This is a genomic window from Kribbella sp. NPDC020701 (genome assembly GCF_055562215.1).
The window spans coordinates 591,735-612,384 of the sequence record NZ_JBVHFT010000002.1 but is presented as its reverse complement, the minus strand read 5'-3'; the positions used below and the strand labels follow the sequence as shown (position 1 = coordinate 612,384).

At 69.4% G+C, this 20,650-nt stretch carries 20 protein-coding genes; 14 read left to right on the top strand and 6 right to left on the bottom strand.

The annotated features are described in order from the left end of the window. Positions 1-47: 47 nt before the first annotated feature. Positions 48-821: an aminotransferase class IV gene (locus ACZ3HV_RS06465; RefSeq protein WP_465681525.1), complete on the top strand. Its 774-nt coding sequence runs from the start codon at positions 48-50 to the stop codon at positions 819-821. Here ACZ3HV_RS06465 and ACZ3HV_RS06460 read toward each other — a convergent pair. Next, positions 818-2,236 carry a CCA tRNA nucleotidyltransferase gene (locus tag ACZ3HV_RS06460; protein ID WP_465681708.1) on the bottom strand — a complete coding sequence of 473 codons (1,419 nt, stop codon included), beginning with the start codon at positions 2,234-2,236 and terminating at the stop codon, positions 818-820. The genes ACZ3HV_RS06465 and ACZ3HV_RS06460 overlap by 4 nt on opposite strands. A gap of 63 nt (positions 2,237-2,299) precedes the next feature. Between ACZ3HV_RS06460 and ACZ3HV_RS06455 the strand changes: the two genes are divergently transcribed. The 8 genes from ACZ3HV_RS06455 (at position 2,300) to ACZ3HV_RS06420 (ending at position 12,268) form a co-directional block, all read left to right on the top strand. Then, on the top strand, positions 2,300-4,573 hold the full coding sequence (locus tag ACZ3HV_RS06455) for a DUF6049 family protein (RefSeq protein ID WP_465681523.1): 2,274 nt from the start codon (positions 2,300-2,302) through the stop codon (positions 4,571-4,573). After that, complete coding sequence (gene murJ, locus ACZ3HV_RS06450) at positions 4,566-6,212, top strand: murein biosynthesis integral membrane protein MurJ (protein WP_465681521.1); 1,647 nt, start codon at positions 4,566-4,568, stop codon at positions 6,210-6,212. Before ACZ3HV_RS06455 ends, murJ begins: the two co-directional genes overlap by 8 nt. Before the next feature lie 161 nt (positions 6,213-6,373). Continuing rightward, positions 6,374-8,032, top strand: a complete 1,659-nt coding sequence (locus tag ACZ3HV_RS06445; RefSeq protein WP_465681519.1) for a protein kinase family protein — start codon at positions 6,374-6,376, stop codon at positions 8,030-8,032. Beyond that, entirely contained in the window at positions 8,029-8,760 is a 732-nt protein-coding gene (gene sigM, locus ACZ3HV_RS06440) for an RNA polymerase sigma factor SigM (RefSeq protein WP_465681517.1), read from the top strand. The genes ACZ3HV_RS06445 and sigM overlap by 4 nt, the downstream gene beginning before the upstream one ends. Before the next feature lie 111 nt (positions 8,761-8,871). Then, on the top strand, positions 8,872-9,636 hold the full coding sequence (locus tag ACZ3HV_RS06435) for an anti-sigma factor family protein (RefSeq protein ID WP_360363406.1): 765 nt from the start codon (positions 8,872-8,874) through the stop codon (positions 9,634-9,636). Positions 9,637-9,744: 108 nt separating this feature from the next. Further along, a complete protein-coding gene (gene trxB / locus ACZ3HV_RS06430) occupies positions 9,745-10,728 on the top strand; it encodes a thioredoxin-disulfide reductase (RefSeq protein WP_465681515.1) in 984 nt (327 codons plus the stop codon). Between the two features lie 41 nt (positions 10,729-10,769). Next, positions 10,770-11,087: a thioredoxin gene (gene trxA / locus ACZ3HV_RS06425; protein WP_360363604.1), complete on the top strand. Its 318-nt coding sequence runs from the start codon at positions 10,770-10,772 to the stop codon at positions 11,085-11,087. 56 nt (positions 11,088-11,143) lie between these two features. Next, positions 11,144-12,268: an N-acetylmuramoyl-L-alanine amidase gene (locus tag ACZ3HV_RS06420; protein ID WP_360363409.1), complete on the top strand. Its 1,125-nt coding sequence runs from the start codon at positions 11,144-11,146 to the stop codon at positions 12,266-12,268. On the opposite strand, the gene ACZ3HV_RS06415 is transcribed toward ACZ3HV_RS06420, so the two are convergent. Then, on the bottom strand, positions 12,265-14,415 hold the full coding sequence (locus ACZ3HV_RS06415) for an MMPL family transporter (protein ID WP_465681513.1): 2,151 nt from the start codon (positions 14,413-14,415) through the stop codon (positions 12,265-12,267). The genes ACZ3HV_RS06420 and ACZ3HV_RS06415 overlap by 4 nt on opposite strands. A gap of 76 nt (positions 14,416-14,491) precedes the next feature. Between ACZ3HV_RS06415 and ACZ3HV_RS06410 the strand changes: the two genes are divergently transcribed. Further along, on the top strand, positions 14,492-14,818 hold the full coding sequence (locus tag ACZ3HV_RS06410) for a PadR family transcriptional regulator (protein WP_360363413.1): 327 nt from the start codon (positions 14,492-14,494) through the stop codon (positions 14,816-14,818). On the opposite strand, the gene ACZ3HV_RS06405 is transcribed toward ACZ3HV_RS06410, so the two are convergent. From ACZ3HV_RS06405 to ACZ3HV_RS06390, 4 genes are all read right to left on the bottom strand, one after another. Continuing rightward, on the bottom strand, positions 14,798-15,445 hold the full coding sequence (locus tag ACZ3HV_RS06405) for a permease prefix domain 1-containing protein (protein WP_465681511.1): 648 nt from the start codon (positions 15,443-15,445) through the stop codon (positions 14,798-14,800). The genes ACZ3HV_RS06410 and ACZ3HV_RS06405 overlap by 21 nt on opposite strands. 30 nt (positions 15,446-15,475) lie before the next feature. Then, positions 15,476-15,877 (bottom strand): DUF2784 domain-containing protein, encoded by a 402-nt coding sequence (locus ACZ3HV_RS06400; RefSeq protein ID WP_465681509.1) that lies wholly within the window; start codon positions 15,875-15,877, stop codon positions 15,476-15,478. 13 nt (positions 15,878-15,890) lie between these two features. After that, on the bottom strand, positions 15,891-16,547 hold the full coding sequence (locus ACZ3HV_RS06395; RefSeq protein ID WP_465681507.1) for a GNAT family N-acetyltransferase: 657 nt from the start codon (positions 16,545-16,547) through the stop codon (positions 15,891-15,893). An 85-nt stretch (positions 16,548-16,632) separates the two neighbouring features. Beyond that, the gene (locus ACZ3HV_RS06390; RefSeq protein ID WP_360363421.1) at positions 16,633-16,821 is read right to left on the bottom strand and encodes a hypothetical protein; all 189 of its coding nucleotides are present in this window, start codon (positions 16,819-16,821) and stop codon (positions 16,633-16,635) included. Between the two features lie 199 nt (positions 16,822-17,020). On the opposite strand from ACZ3HV_RS06390, the gene ACZ3HV_RS06385 reads away from it, so the two are divergent. The 4 genes from ACZ3HV_RS06385 (at position 17,021) to ACZ3HV_RS06370 (ending at position 20,616) form a co-directional block, all read left to right on the top strand. Continuing rightward, a complete protein-coding gene (locus tag ACZ3HV_RS06385; RefSeq protein ID WP_465681505.1) occupies positions 17,021-18,331 on the top strand; it encodes an aminotransferase-like domain-containing protein in 1,311 nt (436 codons plus the stop codon). Between the two features lie 158 nt (positions 18,332-18,489). Then, positions 18,490-19,437 (top strand): D-alanine--D-alanine ligase family protein, encoded by a 948-nt coding sequence (locus ACZ3HV_RS06380; protein WP_465681503.1) that lies wholly within the window; start codon positions 18,490-18,492, stop codon positions 19,435-19,437. Between the two features lie 7 nt (positions 19,438-19,444). Continuing rightward, positions 19,445-20,266 carry an SURF1 family protein gene (locus ACZ3HV_RS06375; RefSeq protein ID WP_465681501.1) on the top strand — a complete coding sequence of 274 codons (822 nt, stop codon included), beginning with the start codon at positions 19,445-19,447 and terminating at the stop codon, positions 20,264-20,266. Further along, the gene (locus tag ACZ3HV_RS06370; protein WP_360363429.1) at positions 20,263-20,616 is read left to right on the top strand and encodes a DUF3817 domain-containing protein; all 354 of its coding nucleotides are present in this window, start codon (positions 20,263-20,265) and stop codon (positions 20,614-20,616) included. Before ACZ3HV_RS06375 ends, ACZ3HV_RS06370 begins: the two co-directional genes overlap by 4 nt. The last annotated feature ends 34 nt before the right edge of the window (positions 20,617-20,650 follow it).

Here is a 20,650-nt window from a genome sequence, read left to right as displayed (position 1 = left end):
AGGGTAGACCAGCCGATCGGGTGGACTGCTCACGGAACACTGTGCATATGACGGAGTCGCTGCTGCTCGACGGTGAACCCCTGCGGATTGTCGATCCAGGCTTGCTGAGAGCAACCGGCTACGGCCACTTCAGCTCGATGCAGGTCCGCGGCGGCCAGGTGGACGGCCTCGATCTGCATTTCGAGCGTCTCGACCGCAGCGCTCGCGAGGTGTTCGGCCAACCGCTACCCGCCGACCGCGTCCGCGCTGACCTTCGCGCGGCCCTCGAGTACGCCGGCTCCGGCGATCTCTCGCTGCGCGTCAACGTCTTCAGCACCACCGAGCTGCACCTTCTTATCCGCGTCGGCCCGCCGGTCGACCCCGGCGTACGACCGCCACGCCTGCTCGCCTTCCACCACGAGCGCGCCGTCCCTCACCTCAAGCACACCGGCACCTTCGACCTCATCTACTACGGCCGCCAAGCAGAGCTCGCCGGGTACGACGACGCCGTTTTCCACACCTCGTCCGGCGAGATCTCCGAGGCCTCGATCTGGAACATCTGCTTCGCCCGCGGCACCACGATCGTGTTCCCGTCCGCCCCGGTCCTCGCCGGCATCCGCCAACAACTCCTGCAACGAGGCCTCGGCACCTTCGACCTCACCCCGGTCCCGCTGACCGACCTCCCGACGTACGACGCCGCCTACCTGACGAACTCGATCGACCCGGCCCTCCCGGTCGCCTCGATCACAGTCGGCCTCGAAACCACGTCATACCCACCACACCCAGCCTCGGCCAACCACATCGCCACCGCCTACGCGTCGACACCGGCCCAGGCGATCTAGCGCTCGGACCACCAGCGGAGGAGTGCCTCGCGGGCTTGGTCCTCGTCGAGGGGGCCTTGGTCCAGGCGGAGGTTCATCATGAACTTGTAGGCCTCGCCGACCTCGCGGCCGGGTGGGATGCCGAGGATCTCCATGATCTGGTTGCCGTCGAGGTCGGGGCGGAGGGCGTCCAGCTCCTCCTGCTCGCGCAGGCGCTCGATCCGCGCTTCCAGCTCGTCGTAGGCGGCCCGGAGTGCCTCGGCCTTGCGGCGGTTGCGGGTGGTGCAGTCGGCTCGGGTGAGGACGTGCAGCCGCTCCAGCTGGTCGCCGGCGTCGCGCACATAGCGCCGTACGGCGGAGTCGGTCCACTCACCGTCGCCGAACCCGTGGAAGCGGAGGTGGAGCTCGATCAGCTTGCTGACCTGGTCGATCTGCTCGTTGCTGAACCGCAGCGCCTTCATCCGCTTGCGGGCCAGTTTCGCGCCGACGACATCGTGGTGGTGGAAGGTCACCTTGCCCGCGTCCTCGAAGCGCCGGGTCTTCGGTTTGCCGATGTCGTGGATCAGCGCAGCGAACCGAACGACGAAATCGGGCGTCGGAACAGAGAGACGAGACTCCAGATCGATGGCCTGATCGAGGACGGTGAGCGAATGCTGGTAGACATCCTTGTGCCGGTGGTGCTCGTCCACCGTCAGCCGCAGAGCGGGCAGCTCGGGCAGCACGTGGTCGGCCAGCCCGGTGGTCGCCAGCAGGTCGAGGCCGATCCGCGGGTGGTCCGCGCAGATCAGCTTGATCAGCTCGTCACGGACCCGCTCGGCGGACACGATCGTGATCCGGTCGGCCATCGCGGTCATCGCGGTCACCACCGCCGGGTCCGGCGTGAACCCGAGTTGCGCGGCGAACCGGGCCGCTCGCATCATCCGCAACGGGTCGTCGGAGAACGAGTCCTCCGGTGTGCCCGGGGTCCGGATCCGCTGGTTCGCGACGTCCTCGATCCCGCCGTACGGATCGACGAACTGGTGCGCCGGCAACCGGACCGCCATCGCGTTCATGGCGAAGTCGCGGCGGGCCAGATCGCCCTCGAGGCTGTCGCCGTACGACACGTCCGGCTTGCGCGAGGTGGGATCGTAGGACTCCGACCTGTACGTCGTGATCTCCAGAACCCACTCGCCCTTACGACAACCGATGGTGCCGAAGGCCTTGCCGATGTCCCAGATGTGGTCCGCCCAGCCGGCCAGCAACCGCTCGATCACGTCCGGGTGCGCTGAGGTGGCGAAGTCCAGATCCTTGCTCCCCCGGCCGAGCAGAATGTCCCGGACGGGACCGCCGACCAGGGCGATCTCGTGGCCGGCATCGGCGAACCGGGAACCGAGCTCGTCGACGACCGGGGCAATCTGCAGCAGCGCCTGGACCGCCCGCCGCTGGACGGCGGACAACGATCCGGCAGGGGCTGACTGGTCGGCAAAGGGTGACACGGGGAACTAGGTTACGGTGACGGCGTGTTCAGACGGCGACTGAGGCTCCCCGCGGTGGCGGGTGCGGGCCTGCTGATCGCTGCGACGGCAGCGACTCTCGGCACCCCGGCGACGGCGGCCCCGGCCGACGACCCGGCCGTCCAGGTCACCATCGACTCGTTCGGGCCGACCGCCCCGAAGCCCGGCCAGCCGGTGCTGATCAAGGGCACCATCCGGAACACCAGCACCGAGACCATCCAGGATCCACAGGCGCTCGCGTGCATCGACCGTACCCGGCTGTCCACGGCCGCCGAGATCGCCGAGATCTCGCCCGAGCAGAACGTGGCGCCGAACGACCAGAACAGCTGTTCCCGGCTCACCACACCGGACAGCGGGGTCTTCCAGGAGTTCGACGACCCGCTGGCTCCGGACGCGTCCGTCCAGTTCAGCCTCACCGTGCCGTGGAACGAGTGGCGGATCACCAAGCAGACCGGGGTGTACGTGGTCGGCGTGGTGGTCCGCGGCACCCCGCAGGACCAGGGGCGGGCCACCATCGGCCGGGCCCGCACGCTGATGCCGGTGACCGGCACCCAGCCGTTGACCCGCAAGGTGAACACCGCGCTGGTGATCCCGTTGCGGCACCGGCCGACCCTGCTCGGCGGCAAGAAGTTCACCAACGACTCGCTGGCCGAGGCGATGGCCCCGACCGGCCGGCTCGGCAAACTGCTGGCCCTCGGCCGGCAACGCAAGGTCACCTGGCTGGTCGATCCCGCGATGCTCGACGAGGCCCGCCGGATGCGCGACGGGTACGAGGTCGGCGAGAGCAAGCCGACGACCGGCACCGGGCAGAGGGTCGCCGCCGTCTGGCTTCAGGAGCTGGATGCCAGCCTGGCCCGCGGCAACCAGGTCGTTCTGCTGCCGTACGGCGACCCTGACGTGGCCGGGCTGCTGGACGCGGGCGATCCGCTGAAGGACCTGGTCCGGGACGCGCGGATCCGCTCCGAGGGCTTCAACCTGTCGCCGTACGGGTTCACCAACGGGCTCTGGCTGGAGGGCGGCGCCGCCGCCAGCCGGTACCTCGCGGCCGCCTCGACCGGTTTCCCCGGCGCGACCGCCAACGACGTGAACCTGGTCAGCAGCGCGTCCTGGCCGGCCGCCGAGCAGCCGAGCCTCACGTCGACCTCTCCGGTCTTCGACATTCGTACGCCGGAAGGCCCGCGGGACACGGTGCGCACCGTCGTGGCCGACGCGGCGCTGACGTCCGGCGGACCGGATGCCGACACCGACGAGAACCCGCTCCAGGTCCGGCAGCGGTTCGCCGCCGAGACCGCGCTGATGGCCGCCACCGGCAAGGGCACCGCCTCGGTGGTCGCCGTACCGCCGCGTGGCTGGGATTCCGACGGCCGCGCCACCGCCGCGCTGGCCGCGGACCTGTCGCTCCCGTGGATCAACGCCACCAGCGTTGACGAGGTGGTGACCAGCACGCCGAAGCCGCCGGCCGTCAAAGCGCCGGCCGCGCCGCGGACCAACGCGACCATGACCGCCGACCAGCTCGACGATCTGAACCAGCTCGACCAGGCGACCACCACGCTCGAAAACCTGCTGGCCGACCCGCAGGACCTGCCCGAGAACATGCCGCAGGCGTTGCTGCGGGTCGCGTCGACCGGTTGGCGCGGGTTCCCGGACGAGGCGCGGCGGTACGCCGAGATCGAGCTCGGCTCGGTGAACGGACAGCTGGGCAAGGTGCACCTGGTCAACAACGTGGCGAACGGCGAGCGCCGGGAGATCAAGGTCAACCTGGCCGGCAGCAAGGGCACGTTCCCCCTGACGATCACGAACGAGACCGACTGGTCCGTCCGGGTCGGTATCGTCGTCACGCCGTCGACCCGGACCGACCTGCGGATCGAACCGCAGCAGACCAGGATCCTGGCGCCGAAGCAGAAATACACCCCGCGGATCAACGCGAGCGCGGAGCAGAACGGCCTGATCCGGGCCAACGCCCAGGTGATCACGGCGTCCGGCCGCCCGGTCGGCAAGTCCGAGGAGTTGCTGATCCAGGCGAGCCAGTACGGCAGTGTCGGCTGGATCCTGGTCGGCGCAGCCTGCGCGCTCCTCTTCGGTACGTCGTTCGTCCGCATCTATCGGCGGGTCCGGACCGAACGCCGCAGCCCGTCGGCCGGTCCGTCGGCCGGTCCGTCGGCCGAGGCAGAGGCGGCGGCGACGGTCGACCCGTTGCACCCCGAACCACTGGATCCACCGCCCGCCGGCACGCCCGCCGACGAGACCCTGAGAGAAGGAGTCGGTTCGAAGGATGGCTGACCGCACCCTGCGCTCCGCGGGGGTGATGGCAGCCGGAACGGTGCTGTCCCGCCTGCTCGGATTCGTTCGGATCGCCCTGCTCGCGGCCGCCATCGGCACCGCGCTGCGCGGCGACATCTTCACGGCCGCGAACACGATCCCGAACAGCCTCTACATCCTGCTCGCCGGCGGGGTGTTCAACACCGTGCTGGTGCCACAACTGGTTCGGGCGATCAAGAAGCACGACGACGGCGGCCAGGACTTCACCAACCGGCTGCTCACCTTCGGCTTCGTGGTGCTGGCGGTCGTGACAGTGGGGTGTGTGCTGCTGGCGCCGGCGATCGCCAACCTGTACATGCCGGAGGAGTTGAAGGACCCGTCGCGGGCGTCCGAGCGGGCGTCGATGGTGATGTTCGTCCGGCTGTGCCTGCCGCAGATCTTCTTCTACGGAGCGTTCGTGCTGGTCGGCCAGGTGCTGAACGCGCGGCGCCGGTTCGGCCCGATGATGTGGGCGCCGATCGCGAACAACATCGTCGCGTGCGCCTCGATCGTGGTGTTCCTGCTGATCTACCGGACCGGCGACCCGCCGGCCACCTACAGCCACGGCGAGGAGCTCCTGCTCGGTCTCGGGCACACGATCGGCATCGCCGTACAGCTGCTGGTGCTGCTCCCGTACCTGCGGGCGAGCGGGCACACGTTCCGGCCGAAGTTCGGCCTGCGCGGTACCGGGCTCGGCCACACTGCCCGATTGGGCATCTGGACGGTCCTTTTCGTGGCCGTGAACCAGGTGACGCTGGTGGTGGTCACGCGGCTCGCGATCGCCGGGAGCGCGTCCGGCGACCCGGGCGCGAAGGCCGGTCTGTTCGCCTACAGCACCGCGATGCTGATCATCCTGGTGCCGCACGGCATCGTCACGGTCTCGCTCGCGACGGCCGCGCTGCCACAGATGTCCGCGCTCGCGGCCGACGGCGACGTGACCGACCTCGAGCGGCTGTCGGCCCGGTCGGTGCGGCAGACGCTGGCGATCGTCGTGCCGGCGGCGGCCGCGATGGTGGCGTTCGCGTATCCGATCGTCACGGTGATCACCGGGTACGGCTCCGGCAAGAACAACCTGACGCTGATGGCGTACACGCTGATGACGCTCGCCCTGGGGATCGTCCCGTTCACGATCCAGTACTTCCAGCTGCGCACCTTCTACGCGTTCGAGGACACCCGGACGCCGTTCTTCCTGCAGTGCGTGATCGCGACGACGAACATCGCGGCGGCCGTGATCGGGGTCCGGGTGCTGCTGGACGCGGAGCACCTCCGGTTCAGCGGTGTCGTCCTGGGTGCGGCGTACGCGCTCGCTTACCTGGTCGCCGTACTGATCTCCCGGCCGGTGCTCCGGCGCAAGGTGCCGCGGGTCCCGGGCGCCGGGATCGGCCTGCCGCTGCTCGCGATGGTGATCGCCGCCGTCCTCGGAGCGGGAGTCGGCCGCGCGGTTCTGTGGGTCTTCGACCAGGTGATCGACTGGTCCGGGCCGATCGGCGCCATCCTCCAGCTCGCCATCGCGGGCGCCGTGATGCTGCCCGTGTACGCCGGGGTGGCCCGGGTGCTGCGCATCCACGAAGTGAACGACGTGGTGTCCATGGTCACATCGAAACTGCCGGGCCGCCGCTGAACCAGGGCGCTTGTGCACTCGTGCACCACTTGTCGGGTCAGGAGGGCACTAGCATGGGGGCTGCGATCAGGCCCACCAGCTGATCGCGCCGGATCCCCGCCGACCGGGTCCGGAGCGCCAGACGCAGGCCGACCAGTGCATCGAGGAGGGCGAGAGACACCGTGTCGAACCAGACTGTCAGTCCTGGTGCCCTGCTTGCCGGCCGCTACCGGATCGCCGAGCTACTCGCGGAGATCGACGGTGCGCGGGTGTGGCGAGCAGTGGACGAGGTACTCAGCCGGGCCGTCGTCGTGGATGTTCTGCCGGTCGGCGATCCACGGACGAACCTGCTCTTCGACGCCGCCCGGCGGGCGGCCGCCGCGGCCGACCCGCGCTTCCTCCGGGTGCTCGACTGCGACATGCACGACGGCGTCACGTACTGCGTGCGCGAGTGGGCGGGCGGCCGTCCCCTCGAGCGAATGCTCGGCACCGGCCCGCTGACCGGACAGCAAGCGGGCTGGCTGGCTCGCGAGGTGTCCGAAGCGCTGGAGAACCTGCACCGCACCGGCCACGCGCACGGATCCATCAGCCCGTCGACCGTGGTGGTCACCGACGCCGGCGCGATCAAGGTCGTCGGACTGGCCACCGAGGCCGCGCTGCGGTCGTCCGGCCCGGGTTCGCCCGAGCAGGACGTGTACGCGCTCGGTGAGCTGCTCTACGCCTCGCTCACCGGCCGCTGGCCCGGTCCGGCGCCGGCCTGGGGTCTGCAGCCCGCGCCCGTCGAGCACGGCCGGCTGCTCAGTCCGCGTCAGGTGCGGGCCGGCGTACCCCGCTCGCTGGACGACATCTGCGACCGGCTGCTGAGCGACCCGCCGCGGCACCACACCCCGCCGATCACGAGTGCCGCCGGCTTGTCCGCGGCGCTGTCCGGAGTCGTCGGCAGCTCGCACGAGCCGCCGAACCAGATGGACGAGACCGTTCAGGTCGCCCGGCAGAACGGCAGCATCGACGACGCGACCCAGGTCGTCCCGCAGACGCAGCCGCCGGCGCTCGACCCGACGCCGCCACCGGCGTACCAGTCGGACAACGGTCACCAGCAGCACGCGGCGTACGCGAGCGCTCCCGAGACCCGGCCGATCCGGCGCCAGCCACCGCCGCCGCCGCCGAACGGTAACGGCCGGCGCCGCGCCGACGAACCGAAACCGAAGGGCTCGTGGGGTGGCCGGATCCTGATCCTGCTCGCCGTCCTGGCCCTGCTGTCGGTGGTCGCGATGGCCCAGTTCCTGCTCAAGGGCGCGATGAACAACGACCAGGACAGCGGTGACGGCGCCAAGACGAGCAACCCGCCGCAGACCAGCACCACTCCGTCGGCGACCGGCGGGGCGGCCAAGATCGTCGGCGCCAAGGACTTCGACCCCAAACCGGACGGCAACGGCGAGGAGCACCCCGACGACGTTCCGAACACCTACGACGGCAAGTCCGGCACGACCTGGACCACGCAGTCGTACAGCCGGCCGAACCTGGGCGGCCAGAAGCCGGGCGTCGGGATCATCTACAACCTCGGCGCGCCGACCGCGGTGTCCAAGGTGACGGTCGCGCTGGAGGGCGACGGCACCAGCGTCCAACTGCTGGTCCCGAAGGGTGACACCAGCAAGTCGCCGGGAGCGGTCAGCGGCTGGCAGCCGGTCGCCACCGAAGAGGACCAGCCCGAGGGTACGGTGAGCCTGACCCCCTCGGCACCGACCGAGACGCAGTACGTACTGGTCTGGCTGACCAAGCTGCCGAAGGAAGACGGTGGCAAGTACCGGGGCACGATCTCGGAGGTCACAATCCAGAAATGACGGCTCACCTCGATTCGGGGCCGACCCCTCCGCCCCGGTCAGACGTCTCCCGGATCGGCACGGCCGAGCCTGTGCCGCAGCCTGCCGCGCCGGATGGGCCGACCAGCTACGAGCACCTCGACGACCACGAGCTGCTGCGGCTGCACGTAGCCGGTAACCCGGACTCGTTCGGGTTCCTGGTCAAGCGGCACCGGGACCGGATGTGGGCGGTCGCGATCCGCACCCTCGGCGAGCCCGAGGAGGCGGCCGACGCGCTGCAGGAGGCGTTCATCTCGGCGTTCCGCCGCGCCGACTCGTTCCGCGGCGACGCGAAGGTGACCACCTGGCTGCACCGGATCGTGGTGAACGCGTGCCTGGACCGGATCCGCCGGCGCCAGGTGCGGGCCGCCGATCCGCTACCCGAGGATCAGGACCGCGCGGCCGAGCTGGCCGGACCGGCCGAGGAGGACCCGGCCGAGGTCCGCGAGCGCCGGCTGGACGTGCTGAACGCGCTCAAGCAGATCAACGTCGACCAGCGCAGTGCCCTGGTGCTGGTCGACATGGAGGGCTACTCGATCGAGGAGGCGGCCGCGATCCTCGGCTGCGCCCCCGGCACCGTGAAGTCCCGCTGCGCCCGTGGCCGGGCCCGGCTGCTGCCGTTGCTGCGGCACTGGCAGACGACCAGGGCCGGTTCGGGCGACTCCGACGTACCGGAGAAATCCGCCGCCGAAACGGTGGGAACCGAATGAGTGGGTACTCCGTCGAAGCGAAGTCGCCTACCTGCGACGTAGCCTCCATGCCTCTACCCGGAGCACTCCGATGACCACACCGCGTTCCTCCCGTGGGGAGGCGAGTCCCCGATGACCGAATCCGGTCTGCCGACCAGTGAGCACCTCGAGCACCTCGATACCGACACGATCGCCGATCTGATCGAGAACCTGCTGCCCGCCGCCGAGGCACACCGCGCTCGTGAACATGTGAAGGCCTGTCCGGACTGCCAGCAGACGTACGACGCTCTCGTCGAGCTGTCCGAGGATCTCGCCGAGGAGGGCCGGACGGACATCCCGATGCCGGCCGACGTCGCTGAGCACCTGGATGCGGTCATCGTCTCCGAGTCCGTCCTGCGCGCGTCGACGGTCGGCGTGCACTCGCTGGCCCAGATCCGCGAGGAGCCGCGCCGGCACCTGCCCAAGTTGCTGGGCGCGGCGGCGGCCGTCGTGCTGGTCGCGGCGATCGGCGTCGGCGTGGTGATCGCCACCAAGGACCAGGCCGGCGAGAACGCGGCGAACACCAACCCGACCGAGGTGCCGACCGGTGCGGTGGTGACGATGACCACCAAGGACATCGGCCCGGAGGCGCAGCGATGGCTGGAGCACACCCCTGATCCGGTCCTGAACGCTCCGGCCGCCGAGGTCGACTGTGCCCGGGTCTTCGCGTCCGGCCGGCCGAACCCTCAGCTCCAGTTGGTCCAGCCGGTGAAGATCGACGGCAGGCGCGCCACCCTGATCGGCCTGCAGAGCGGTTCGGCGCGCGACATCCAACTGTTCGCGGTCACCGGATGTAGCGATCCGGGAGGCGTCGCCACGCCCTTCTACGACACCACGGTGACACTGCGCAATCGCTGAGCTGCCAATGCGGTGCCGCGGCCCGGTGATGGGTACCGTGGGAATGGTCGGCCTCTAGGATCCGTTGAGTACGACGTACCAGTCTCGACGACACGAGGAACGCCTTTTATGACCGACGCAGGAGTTCGCAACGTCATCATCGTCGGCTCCGGTCCGGCCGGTTACACGGCCGCCGTGTATGCCGCGCGCGCCCGGTTGGAGCCACTCGTGTTCGAGGGCTCCGTGACCGCCGGTGGCGCACTGATGAACACCACCGAGGTGGAGAACTTCCCCGGTTTCGCGCAGGGCATCATGGGCCCGGCGCTGATGGACGAGATGCGCACCCAGGCCGAGCGCTTCGGCGCCGAACTGGTGCCCGACGACATCATCAAGGTCGACCTGACCGGTGACATCAAGGTGGTCACCGACTCGGCCGGCACCGAGCACCGGGCGAAGACCGTCATCCTGGCGATGGGGTCGGGCTACCGCAAGCTGGGCCTGTCCGACGAGGACCGGATGTCCGGCCATGGTGTGTCCTGGTGTGCGACCTGTGACGGCTTCTTCTTCCGCGACCACGAGATCGCGGTCGTCGGCGGTGGCGACTCCGCCGTGGAAGAGGCCACCTTCCTGACCAAGTTCGCCAAGAAGGTGCACCTTGTGCACCGTCGCGGCGAGCTGCGGGCCTCGAAGATCATGGCCGACCGCGCGTTCGCGAACGACAAGATCGAGTTCCAGTGGAACTCCGAGGTCGACACGATCCACGGTGAGGACAAGCTGACCGGCGTGACGCTGAAGGACACCGTCACCGGTGAGACCCGGCACCTGCCGGCCACCGGCCTGTTCATCGCGATCGGGCACGACCCGCGCTCGGAGCTGGTCAAGGGCCAGGTCGAGCTGGACGCCGAGGGCTACGTGCTGGTCAGGCCGGACAGCACCGCGACCAACCTGCCCGGCGTGTTCGCCGCCGGCGACCTGGTGGACCACACCTACCGGCAGGCGATCACCGCCGCCGGCACCGGGTGTGCGGCCGCCCTGGACGCCGAGCGCTACCTGGCCACCCTCGAGGACGCGGCCACGGCCGCCGCTGCGGCCACCGAGCCTGTCTCCGTCTGAACCTCACAACCACTGAAGGAGTTACGCCCGTGGGCGAGAAGATGAACGCCGTCACCGACGCCGAGTTCGACCAGACCGTACTGAAGAGCGACAAGCCGGTGCTGGTCGACTTCTGGGCCGAGTGGTGTGGACCGTGCCGCCAGGTATCGCCGATCCTGGAGGAGCTGAACCAGGACCACGGCGACAAGCTCACGTTCCTGAAGATGAACGTGGACGAGAACCCGGTTACCCCGAGCAACTACCGCGTTACCGGTATCCCTACCATCAACGTCTACGTGAATGGTGAACTGGCCAAGTCGATCGTCGGCGCCAAGCCGAAGGCGGCGCTGCTGAAGGAACTGGCCGCCTTCACCGAGTGACAGCGCACGGCTGACGTTTGCACCCCCGGCCGCCACACGGCAAGGAGCAGTCTCTGATGGAAGCCCCCCACGGCGTGTACAGGATCGGCGACAGCGGTGAGGCCGTCGCCGAGATCGTCGGCAAGCTCCAGCGGCTCGGGCTGCTGGCCGGTGGTCACGACGTCTACGACGAAGCGACGGCGCACGCTGTCCGGGGCTTCCAGCAGCAACGCGGGCTGATGATCGACGGGATCGTCGGCCCGCAGACGTACCGGGCGATCGACGACGCACGCTGGCGGCTGGGCGACCGGCTGCTGACGTACGTCGTCTCGCACCCGCTGACCGGTGACGACGTCCTGGCGCTGCAGGCGAAGCTGCAGGAGCTCGGGTTCGCGGTCGCCCGGATCGACGGGATCTTCGGCCCGGACACCCAGCGCGCGGTGACCGATTTCCAGCGCAACATGGGCCTTCCGGGCGACGGCACCTGTGGTCCGTCGACGTTCAAGGCACTGCAGCGGATCCGGCCGATGGCGACCGGCGGGCGGCCGGACGCGTTGCGCGCCTCGGAAGCCGTGCGGGCCGCTGGTCCCCGGCTGTCCGGCAAGACCGTGGTGATCGACCCGGGCCACGGGGGCTTCGACTACGGCTGGGAGGGCTTCGGCCTGCGCGAGTCCGACGTCGCGTACGACCTGGCCGCCCGGATCGAGGGTCGCCTGGGTGCGACCGGCGTCCGCGCGTATCTGTCGCGTGGGCGCGATCAGGGGCCGGACGAGCTGGCGCGGGCCGCGTTCGCGAACGAGACGGACGCGAACCTGTGTGTCTCGTTGCACACCGACGGGTCGATGAATCCAGAGGCCCAGGGCGTCGCGACGTACTACTACGGCAACGATCTGCACGGCGCGTCGTCGAGCGTCGGTGAGCAGTTCGCCGGCCTGGTGCAGCGCGAGATTGTCGCGCGCACCGACCTGCTGAACTGCCGTACGCACGCCAAGACGTGGGACCTGCTGCGCCGGACGAAGATGCCCGCAGTCCGCCTCGAGATCGGCTACGTCACCAACCCGCACGACTCCGCCCGACTGGCCGACCCGGCCTTCCGGGACGTGATCGCAGAGGCGATCGTGGTGGCGATCCAGCGCGTCTACCTGCCGCCGGAGCAGGACGCCGCGACCGGCATGCTCCGCTTCGGGCAACTCACCGTCTAGTCCTTCTCGAGCGCGATCTTCGGCAGCACCCTGTCGAGACCGCGCGGCAGCCACCAGGCGCGGTTGCCGAACAGGCGCAGTACGGCGGGGACGATGACGCAGCGGATCAGCAGCGCGTCCAGCAGCACCGCGGTCGCCAGGCCGAGCCCGAACTGCTTCAGCATCCGATCCGGGCTGAGCAGGAACGCACCGAACACCACGATCATGATGGCTGCCGCCGCGGTGATCACGCTGCCCGTGGTCGCCAGCCCTTCCCGCACCGCCGCCCGAGCGTCCTGAGTACGACGCCACTCCTCATGGATCCGGGAGATGAGGAACACCTCGTAGTCCATCGACAACCCGAACACGATCGCGAAGATCATCACCGGTACGAACGCCTCGATCGGACCCGGCTGCGCGCCGAACCAGCCTTGCTGGAAGACCAGCGTGATCACCCCGAGCGAAGCGCCGATGCTGAGCAGGTTGAGCACCGCCGCCTTCAGCGGGATCAGGATCGACCGGAACACCGCCATCAGCAGCAGCGCGGACAGGCCGACCACCACCAGCACGAAGATCGGCAGCCGCTTGCTCACCGCTGCGGCGAAGTCGTCCGCCGCCGCCGTCGCACCGCCGACCAAGTATGTCGCCCTGGTCTGCGACTCGAGCGCCGGCAGAGTGGTGTCCCGCAGTCGACCCACGAGTTCACTGGTCGCGGCGTCCTGTGGTGCCGACTTCGGGAACGCGAGTACGGTCGCGATCTTGCCGTCCGGGGTCAGCTGCGGCGGAGTCACCGCGGCGATCTCCGGATCGGCGGCGAGCGTCTGCCCGAGTGCCCCAGCTGCCGCCTGATCCCCCTCGGACACGACCACGAGTGGGCCGTTGAAGCCCGGCCCGAATCCGTCGGCGAGCAGGTCGTATGCCTTCCGGCTGGTCTTGACCGGGTCGTCCGTCCCCGCGTCGGCGAACCCGAGTCGCATGTCCAAGGCCGGCAGCGACAACGCCACCAGCGCCACCGTCCCCAGGACCAACGGCACCCACGGCCCGCGCTGCACGGCCGCCGCCAGCTTCCGCCAGCCGTCTCCCGGCGTACGGCGCTTCTTCGCAGCGTGCTTGCGGACACTCCGCTCGATCCGCTTCCCGAACAGCGTCAGCAAGGCCGGCAGCAGGCTCACCGCAGCCAGCATCGTCATCAGCACGGTCAGCGTGACACCGAGCGCAACGCCTTGCAGCGAGCCGAGTCCGAGCGCGAGCAGACCGAGCAGCGCGATCACCACCGTGCATCCCGCGAACATCACCGATCGGCCGGCGGTATCCAGTGCGATCATCGACGCGGTCACCCGATCCGTGCCGTCCTTCAGCAGTTCATGGCGATAGCGGGAGAAGATCAGCAACGCATAGTCGATCCCCACGCCGAGACCGACGAGCATCATGACCGGCGCGGTGTAGTCGGGCACGGTGAACAGATGCGACGCGAGGACCAGCAGCCCGAGCGTGCTCCCGACGGCGAACACCGCGGTCAACAGCGGGAGAGTTGCCGCGAGCAACGATCCGAACAGCAGTACCAGGATCACCAGCGCGGCCAGGATGCCGGCACCTTCGGAGGCACCACCCGCGCTCTCGGCCGCGGACCGGGCCAGGTCGCCACCGACCTCCACCTGGAATCCGGGGCGCGCGAAGTCCTGAGCCCGGTGGATGATCGTCCGCACGTCCTCCACCGGCATGTCCGCGACGGCAACGTCCAAGCCGACCGTCGCGTACGCCGTCCGGCCGTCCTGCGACAGCGATCCGGGCGCGGTGAACGGGTCGGCGACCGATGCGACGTGCGGGAGATCGCGTACGACGGCCAGCATCGAGGCGACCCGGGATTTCTCCGCTGCCAGTCCGCCATCGGCCCGCAGGACGATCTGCACCGAAGCCGTCTCCCCCTGGGGCTGGTGCGCCTTGAAGGTGTCGGTGACGCGCTGGGAATCGGTGCCGGGGAGCGAGTTGTCGTTCTTGTAGCTGTCGCCGACCACGGTCGAGGCCGCGGTGACGGCGACGAGGGCGACCACCCAGAGCAGCAGAGCGAGACCGGCGTGCCGCATCGACCAGCCGGACACCCGGTGCAGCAGCCCAGGTCGTCCGCCCTCGTTCCCGGGCGGTCGTCGTACGGGGGTGTCCACGGTCATCGCCGTGCCTCCTTGATAAGTAGATCGTCTACATGTCGCCTCTCGACAGTAGCAGGCGTATGAGTAGACTGGCTACATGAAGGCGGATGCGTTGCGGGGACACCTGGACCCGATGATCCTGGCGGTCGTCGAGCACGAGCCGCTGCACGGGTACGCGATCATGGAGGCGCTGCTCGAGCGCAGTGGCGGCGAGCTCGACCTGCCGACCGGGACGCTCTACCCGGCGCTGCGGCGGCTGGAGCGCGCCGGGTACCTGGCCAGCGAGTGGAGCACGGTCAGCGGGCGGAAGCGCCGTACGTATCAGCTGACCAGCGCCGGGGTGAAGACGCTTGCCACGGGCAAGCAGGAGTGGCTGACCTTCCGGGCTGTGGTGGAAGGTGTTCTACGACCGGGCGAGGCGTAGGCAGCGGCCCGCCTGAAGACCCACGAAGACCAGGGGCAGCACGACGAAGCTGCCGACCACGGCCAAGTCCAGGGCGCCGACCGTACGGCCGCTGGTCGTCGCCATCGCGACACCGATCAAGCTGATGACCGTGGCACTGACGAGCGCGAACAGTGCGGTCACCCTGCTCACGTGGTCCCGGATGATCGGGTGGCGCAAGCCGACGCCGGCCGCGATCACGGCCAGCACCGTACCGGCGATCGCCAGCGTGCCGATGGTGCGGACGAACGACTGGAGGAAGTCGTTCAGCGCGTTGCCGGCGGCTGGGTCCTGGTTCCAACTCCAGGCACCTTCCTGCCAGACGATCGGCTGGATGATCAGGGCCAGGAACAGCAGCATCGCCGTCCGGCGGCTCTGACTGATCGCGAGCTCGGCGCGGTAGCCCGGTACGACCTCGGCCAGTTCGCCGAAGTCGGCCACGGCTTCCCGCTCAGCGTCGTACCGCTCGAGACCGTCGGCCTCGAAGGCCTCGGTCGCGTCGGTCAGGTGGTCCCGTGCCTCGGCCAGCAGGTCCGCCCTCCGGCGTCGTGGACCGCCGAGCGCTTTGTTCAGCGCTGTCAGGTACTCGTTGACCGGGGTGCTGGACACGCCTTCAAGTATGCGGAAGTGCCGGACCGATCACGTCCGGGGTCCCACTGAATCTCCCCTGACCTTGGCCTGTCCGGCTTTGCGACGCCGGCGGAGGATGAAGAAGCCGATGTAGGAGATGACGACGAGCACGAAGCCGATCTTCTCGACGGTCGGCGTCGCCCCTTCCGGCCAGAGCCGGCCGTCGAGGTAGTGCTCGATGTAGCCGGCCGCGTACGGCGTCTCGCCACCACGCCGGCGGAAGTACTTCTCGCTCGCCGTGACCGGGCAGCCGAAGTCGACGACCACGATGACGATGTTCCAGACCACGATGGCCAGATGCGCCCAGATCAGCTTCGGCCAGCGCCAGGCGAGGAAGCCGCCGATCAGGAAGAACACCAGCAGGGCGCCGTGCACCACCATCACGACGTCGGCCAGGAACCGCCAGATCATGATGGCCTCGCCGTCAGGGAGTCGAGTTGCGAGTGAGTGCGTCCCTGACCGTGACCGGCCCGGGCGGGGAGTGTTCGGGCCGGATCGCGCCCATCAGCCGCTCCACGGCGGCCTCCATCTCGCTGCGCCAGGTGATCGCAGACCGCAGGTCGAGCCGGAGCCGGGGATTGCGCGGGTGTTCGCGGACGACGCCGAAGCCGACGGCACGAAGGAACTCGGTCGGCCAGACACAGCCCGGTCCGTCCCACCGCGAGTCACCGAACGCCTCGACGGCCCGGAACCCACGCTTCAGCACGTCCTTCGCCACGGCTTGGACGAGGATCTTCCCCAGCCCGAGCCCCAGGTAGCGCGGCTGGATCCGTCCGGTCGCCAGTACGACGGCATCCGGACTGACCGGCGCGGTCGGAAACGCCTGGATCCTGGGCAGGTACGCCGCCGGCGCGTACACCGCGAACCCGGCCGGCTCCTCGTCGACGTAGAGCACGACGCCCGCCGTACCCCAGTCGAGCAGCAACTGGGAGAGCCAGGCTTCCTTCTCGAGGCCGGTGTCGCCGTTCCGGTCGGCATGCTTGGCGGCGACCGGATCCAGCTCCCAGAACACGCAGCCACGGCACGGCACCGGCAGCTCGTCGAGATTGGCGAGCGTCAGCGGTTCGAGCCGTCGGGCCATCAGCGCATCCGGTCCGCGGTGGCCGGCGTCCGGTCTCGCGGAGTACTGGTTGTTACCTTCATCACGGCGGGTATCACCCCGTGGCTCATTGAGTGGCCGGTTCCGGTGCGGGAGCCGGAGTCCGCGCGTCCGTGGTCCTGGTCGCCTCCGGAGCGACATAGCGCTGTTGCACCTTCGCGGCCGGCTGCCGCCGCAGCAGTTCGCCGGCGAATCCGGCCAGCACACCCAGCAAAAGTCCGCAGAACGTCCACCCGGCTGTCTTGCCCACGCTCATCCGATCATGCCTTCCGGTTGCACCTCTCAGGCCGCACCACACCCGCCGGCCGTCTCAGCAGCCAGATCACGGCATGGTCGAACCTGCCCCTATAAGGCATGGTAGTGAGAGGTCGCGCCGATCCACAGCCCGGACACAACTCGGGTCTGCCGACGTAACCTGGTGACTTCCCCCTCGACTCACCGTTGGAGTGGCCCCCGTGAGTGCTGACGTGCCCGATGTCCGGCAGACCCGTCTCGACAACTACGTCGACCGGTACGCAGCCCGGACGAAAGGCATGACCGCCTCGGAGATCCGGGCCCTCTTCTCGGTCGCCAGCCGGCCCGAGGTCGTCTCCCTCGCGGGCGGGATGCCGAACATCGGTGGCCTGCCGCTGGACGTGGTCGGCGGCGCGGTCCGCGATCTCGTGATCGACAACGGTGCCACCGCGATGCAGTACGGCTCCGGTCAGGGTGATCCGACGTTGCGGGACCAGATCTGCGACGTGATGCGGCTGGAGGGGATCGACGCCCATCCGGACGACGTCGTGGTCACGGTCGGCAGCCAGCAGGCGGTCGACCTGGTGACTCGGGTGTTCTGCGATCCGGGCGACGTGGTGATCTGCGAGGCTCCGTCGTACGTCGGTGCCCTCGGCGTCTTCCGTGCGTACCAGTGCGAGGTCGTCCATGTCGCGATGGACGACGACGGCGTCGTACCGGAGGCGCTGGAGCAGGCGATCGCGGCGGTCCGCGCGGCCGGCAAACGGATCAAGTTCTTCTACACGATTCCGAACTTCCACAACCCGGCCGGGGTTTCGCTGGCCGACGAGCGCCGGCGGCGGGTGCTGGAGATCTGTCAGCGCGCGGATCTCCTGATCCTGGAGGACAACCCGTACGGTCTGCTCGGCTTCGACGGTGAGCCGCAGCGGGCGTTGCGTGCGGACGACCGTGAGGGCGTCATCTACCTCGGCTCGTTCTCCAAGACATTCGCTCCGGGGTTCCGGGTCGGCTGGGCGGTCGCGCCGCACGCGGTGCGCGAAAAGCTTGTGCTGGCACAGGAATCGGCGACCCTGTGTCCCCCGGTGTTCAGTCAGCTCGCCATCTCGTCGTACCTGGGCCGGCACGACTGGCTCGGGCAGGTCAAGCAGTTCCGGGAGATGTACCGCGAACGCCGCGACGCGATGCTGTCGGCGCTGAGCGAAAAGATGCCTGCGGCAACGACCTGGACCAGGCCGGGCGGCGGGTTCTACGTCTGGCTGACCCTGCCGGACGGCTTGGACGCGAAGGCGATGCTGCCGCGGGCGGTCACCGCCCGGGTGGCGTACGTTCCCGGAACGGCCTTCTTCGCCGACGGTTTCGGCTCCCAGTGCATGCGATTGTCGTACTGTCATCCGACGCAGTCACGGATCATCGAGGGGGTCGGCCGGCTGGCCGCGGTGATCCACGAGGAGCTCGAGTTGCGGCAGACGTTCGGGCCGCTGACGCCGGGTCCGGGCCGCGAGTACGACGCTCCGGGGCCGGAGCTGAGCTGACGGTTTTGTCTGGTCCGCTGCGCAAGCCTCGAGGCTTAAGGTTGCGCAATGGATCTGCGGGCGGCCGGGGGTCACTGACGCGGTAGCGGTACCGTTCCAGTGGGCCTCGGGACCGGCGGCCGTGCCGGAGTCGCCCACGAGTGATCGGGATATTTGTGATGAGTGATCTGGGTCGAGTCCTGGTACTGGCCGGCGGACTGTCACACGAGCGGGATGTCTCGCTCCGGTCCGGCCGGCGAGTCGCCGACGCCCTGCGCAGCGTCGGCGTCGAGGTCGAGCAGCGTGACGTCGACGCCAATCTGGTCGAGCGTCTCCGCGACGACCCGCCGGATGCGGTCTTTCCTGTCCTGCACGGCGTCACCGGCGAGGACGGCGCCCTCCGCCAGGTCCTCGACCTGTACGGCGTTCCGTACGTCGGAGCCGACGCGGCCGCCTGCCGGACAGCCTTCGACAAGCCGGTCGCGTCGACGATGGTCGGAGCGGCCGGACTGCGTACGCCGGCCTCGGTGGTGCTCGGGCACGACACGTTCCGCGAGCTCGGTGCCGCTGCGCTGATGGAGGCGGTCATCGATCAGGTCGGCCTGCCGCTGGTCGTGAAGCCGGCTCGGGGCGGTTCGGCGCTGGGCGCCTCGATCGTGCGGTCGGCCGACGAGCTGCCGTCGGCGATGGTGAACTGCTACGCGTACGGTCCGGTCGCGCTGATCGAGCAGTACATCGACGGGACCGAGGTGGCCGTGACGGTGGTCGACACCGGCGACGGGCCGCGGGCCTTGCCGGCGGTGGAGATCCGGCCGGACTCCGGGTTCTACGACTACGAGGCCCGGTACACGGCCGGGGCGACGCAGTTCGTCGTACCGGCTCGGCTGGATCCTTCGGTGGCTTCCGCGTGCGCGACGGCCGCGGTCGCGGCGCATGCGGCGCTGGGTCTGCGGGACCTGTCCCGGTCGGACCTGGTCGTCGACGCCGCTGGGGTGCCGTGGTTCCTGGAGGTGAACGTGGCGCCGGGGATGACGGAGACCTCGCTGGTGCCGCTCGCGGCCGAGGCCGCGGGGATCGAGCTGGGTGTGCTGTGCCGCGACTTGCTGGCTGCCGCCGCGGCGCGTTGAGGTCCTGATGTCCTCGGGGAATCCGCGGCCGTTGTGGCGGACGGTTCTGACACCGCGATGGTCCGGATTGCTCTTGCTGGCGCTGGCGATCGCCGCGGTCATGTCGGTGATGGGCGTGTGGCAGCTGGACGTGTACCAGTCGAAGACCGCGTCCGCGACCGCCAAGCGGGCCGACGCTGAACCGGTCGCTCTGCAGTCGCTGTTCTCGATCGACGAGGGCTTGCCGGCCAAGGCCGTCAGCCGTCGCGTGACGGTGACCGGCACCTGGGGACCGGCCGCGGACCAGGTGTTCATCTCCGACCGCCGGCAGGGCTCGGCGGACGGCTTCTGGGTGGTCTCCCCCGTGATGCTCGAGGGCACTGGTGCCGGCGCGGTGATGGTTGTTCGAGGCTGGGTACCAACGGTGTCCGACCCGGCCGCCACGGCGCCTACCGGCCCGGTCCAGCTGTCCGGGGTGGTCGTGTCCTCTGAGGCGGAGGACTCGTCCGACGATGCCGCCAAGGGTCGCGTGCTGTCATCCCTGCGGATCCCCACGATCGTGCACCTCGTCGACTACCGGCTGTACGACGGATTCGTGATCCAGTCCTCGGTCGACGCAGGCGTCGTACCTTCACCGGCGCCCGCCGTCGTACAACCGCCGTCGCCGCCGACGGATCACGCCGGGCTGCGGAACATCGCGTACGCCTTCCAGTGGTGGGTTTTCGCGGCCTTCACGCTGTGGATGTGGGCCCGCATGGTGCTGGACGCGCACCGCTCCACCGATGGCGGGGATGAGGCTGACGACCAGGCGGTGGAGCCTGTGGAGCCGAGCGGTACCGTTTCAGCGTGACCTCATCAGCCGATCCCGCCACCTCCGCTACCCCGCAGCCCATCACCCCGGCCGTCCGCGGCGCCCTGACCCGGTACCGCGTGATCGCGTACGTCGTCGGCGTGATGCTCCTGCTGCTGGTGTTCGTCGCGATGCCGCTGAAGTACTTCGCCGACAACCCGGCCGCGATGGACGTGATCGGCCCGCTCCACGGCTTCCTCTACATGGTCTACCTGGTCGGCACCTTCGACCTGTTCCGCCGGGTGCGCTGGTCGTTCCCGCGGCTGGTGATGATGGCCCTGGCCGGCACGATCCCGTTCCTGTCGTTCTACGCCGAGCGGAAGACCACCCACGAACTGCTCGGCCGCTAATCCCCTTGGAGGTTCGGCCGCTCTGACCTAGCTT

Excerpts from the sequence above, each read along its gene's own strand:
- ACZ3HV_RS06465 (WP_465681525.1), top strand. The coding sequence starts at position 48 with ATGACGGAGTCGCTGCTGCTCGACGGTGAACCCCTGCGGATTGTCGAT.
- murJ (WP_465681521.1), top strand. The coding sequence starts at position 4,566 with ATGGCTGACCGCACCCTGCGCTCCGCGGGGGTGATGGCAGCCGGAACG.
- sigM (WP_465681517.1), top strand. The coding sequence starts at position 8,029 with ATGACGGCTCACCTCGATTCGGGGCCGACCCCTCCGCCCCGGTCAGAC.
- ACZ3HV_RS06435 (WP_360363406.1), top strand. The coding sequence starts at position 8,872 with ATGACCGAATCCGGTCTGCCGACCAGTGAGCACCTCGAGCACCTCGAT.
- trxB (WP_465681515.1), top strand. The coding sequence starts at position 9,745 with ATGACCGACGCAGGAGTTCGCAACGTCATCATCGTCGGCTCCGGTCCG.
- trxA (WP_360363604.1), top strand. The coding sequence starts at position 10,770 with ATGAACGCCGTCACCGACGCCGAGTTCGACCAGACCGTACTGAAGAGC.
- ACZ3HV_RS06420 (WP_360363409.1), top strand. The coding sequence starts at position 11,144 with ATGGAAGCCCCCCACGGCGTGTACAGGATCGGCGACAGCGGTGAGGCC.
- ACZ3HV_RS06415 (WP_465681513.1), bottom strand. The coding sequence starts at position 14,415 with ATGACCGTGGACACCCCCGTACGACGACCGCCCGGGAACGAGGGCGGA.
- ACZ3HV_RS06410 (WP_360363413.1), top strand. The coding sequence starts at position 14,492 with ATGAAGGCGGATGCGTTGCGGGGACACCTGGACCCGATGATCCTGGCG.
- ACZ3HV_RS06400 (WP_465681509.1), bottom strand. The coding sequence starts at position 15,877 with ATGATCTGGCGGTTCCTGGCCGACGTCGTGATGGTGGTGCACGGCGCC.
- ACZ3HV_RS06395 (WP_465681507.1), bottom strand. The coding sequence starts at position 16,547 with ATGGCCCGACGGCTCGAACCGCTGACGCTCGCCAATCTCGACGAGCTG.
- ACZ3HV_RS06390 (WP_360363421.1), bottom strand. The coding sequence starts at position 16,821 with ATGAGCGTGGGCAAGACAGCCGGGTGGACGTTCTGCGGACTTTTGCTG.
- ACZ3HV_RS06380 (WP_465681503.1), top strand. The coding sequence starts at position 18,490 with ATGAGTGATCTGGGTCGAGTCCTGGTACTGGCCGGCGGACTGTCACAC.
- ACZ3HV_RS06375 (WP_465681501.1), top strand. The coding sequence starts at position 19,445 with ATGTCCTCGGGGAATCCGCGGCCGTTGTGGCGGACGGTTCTGACACCG.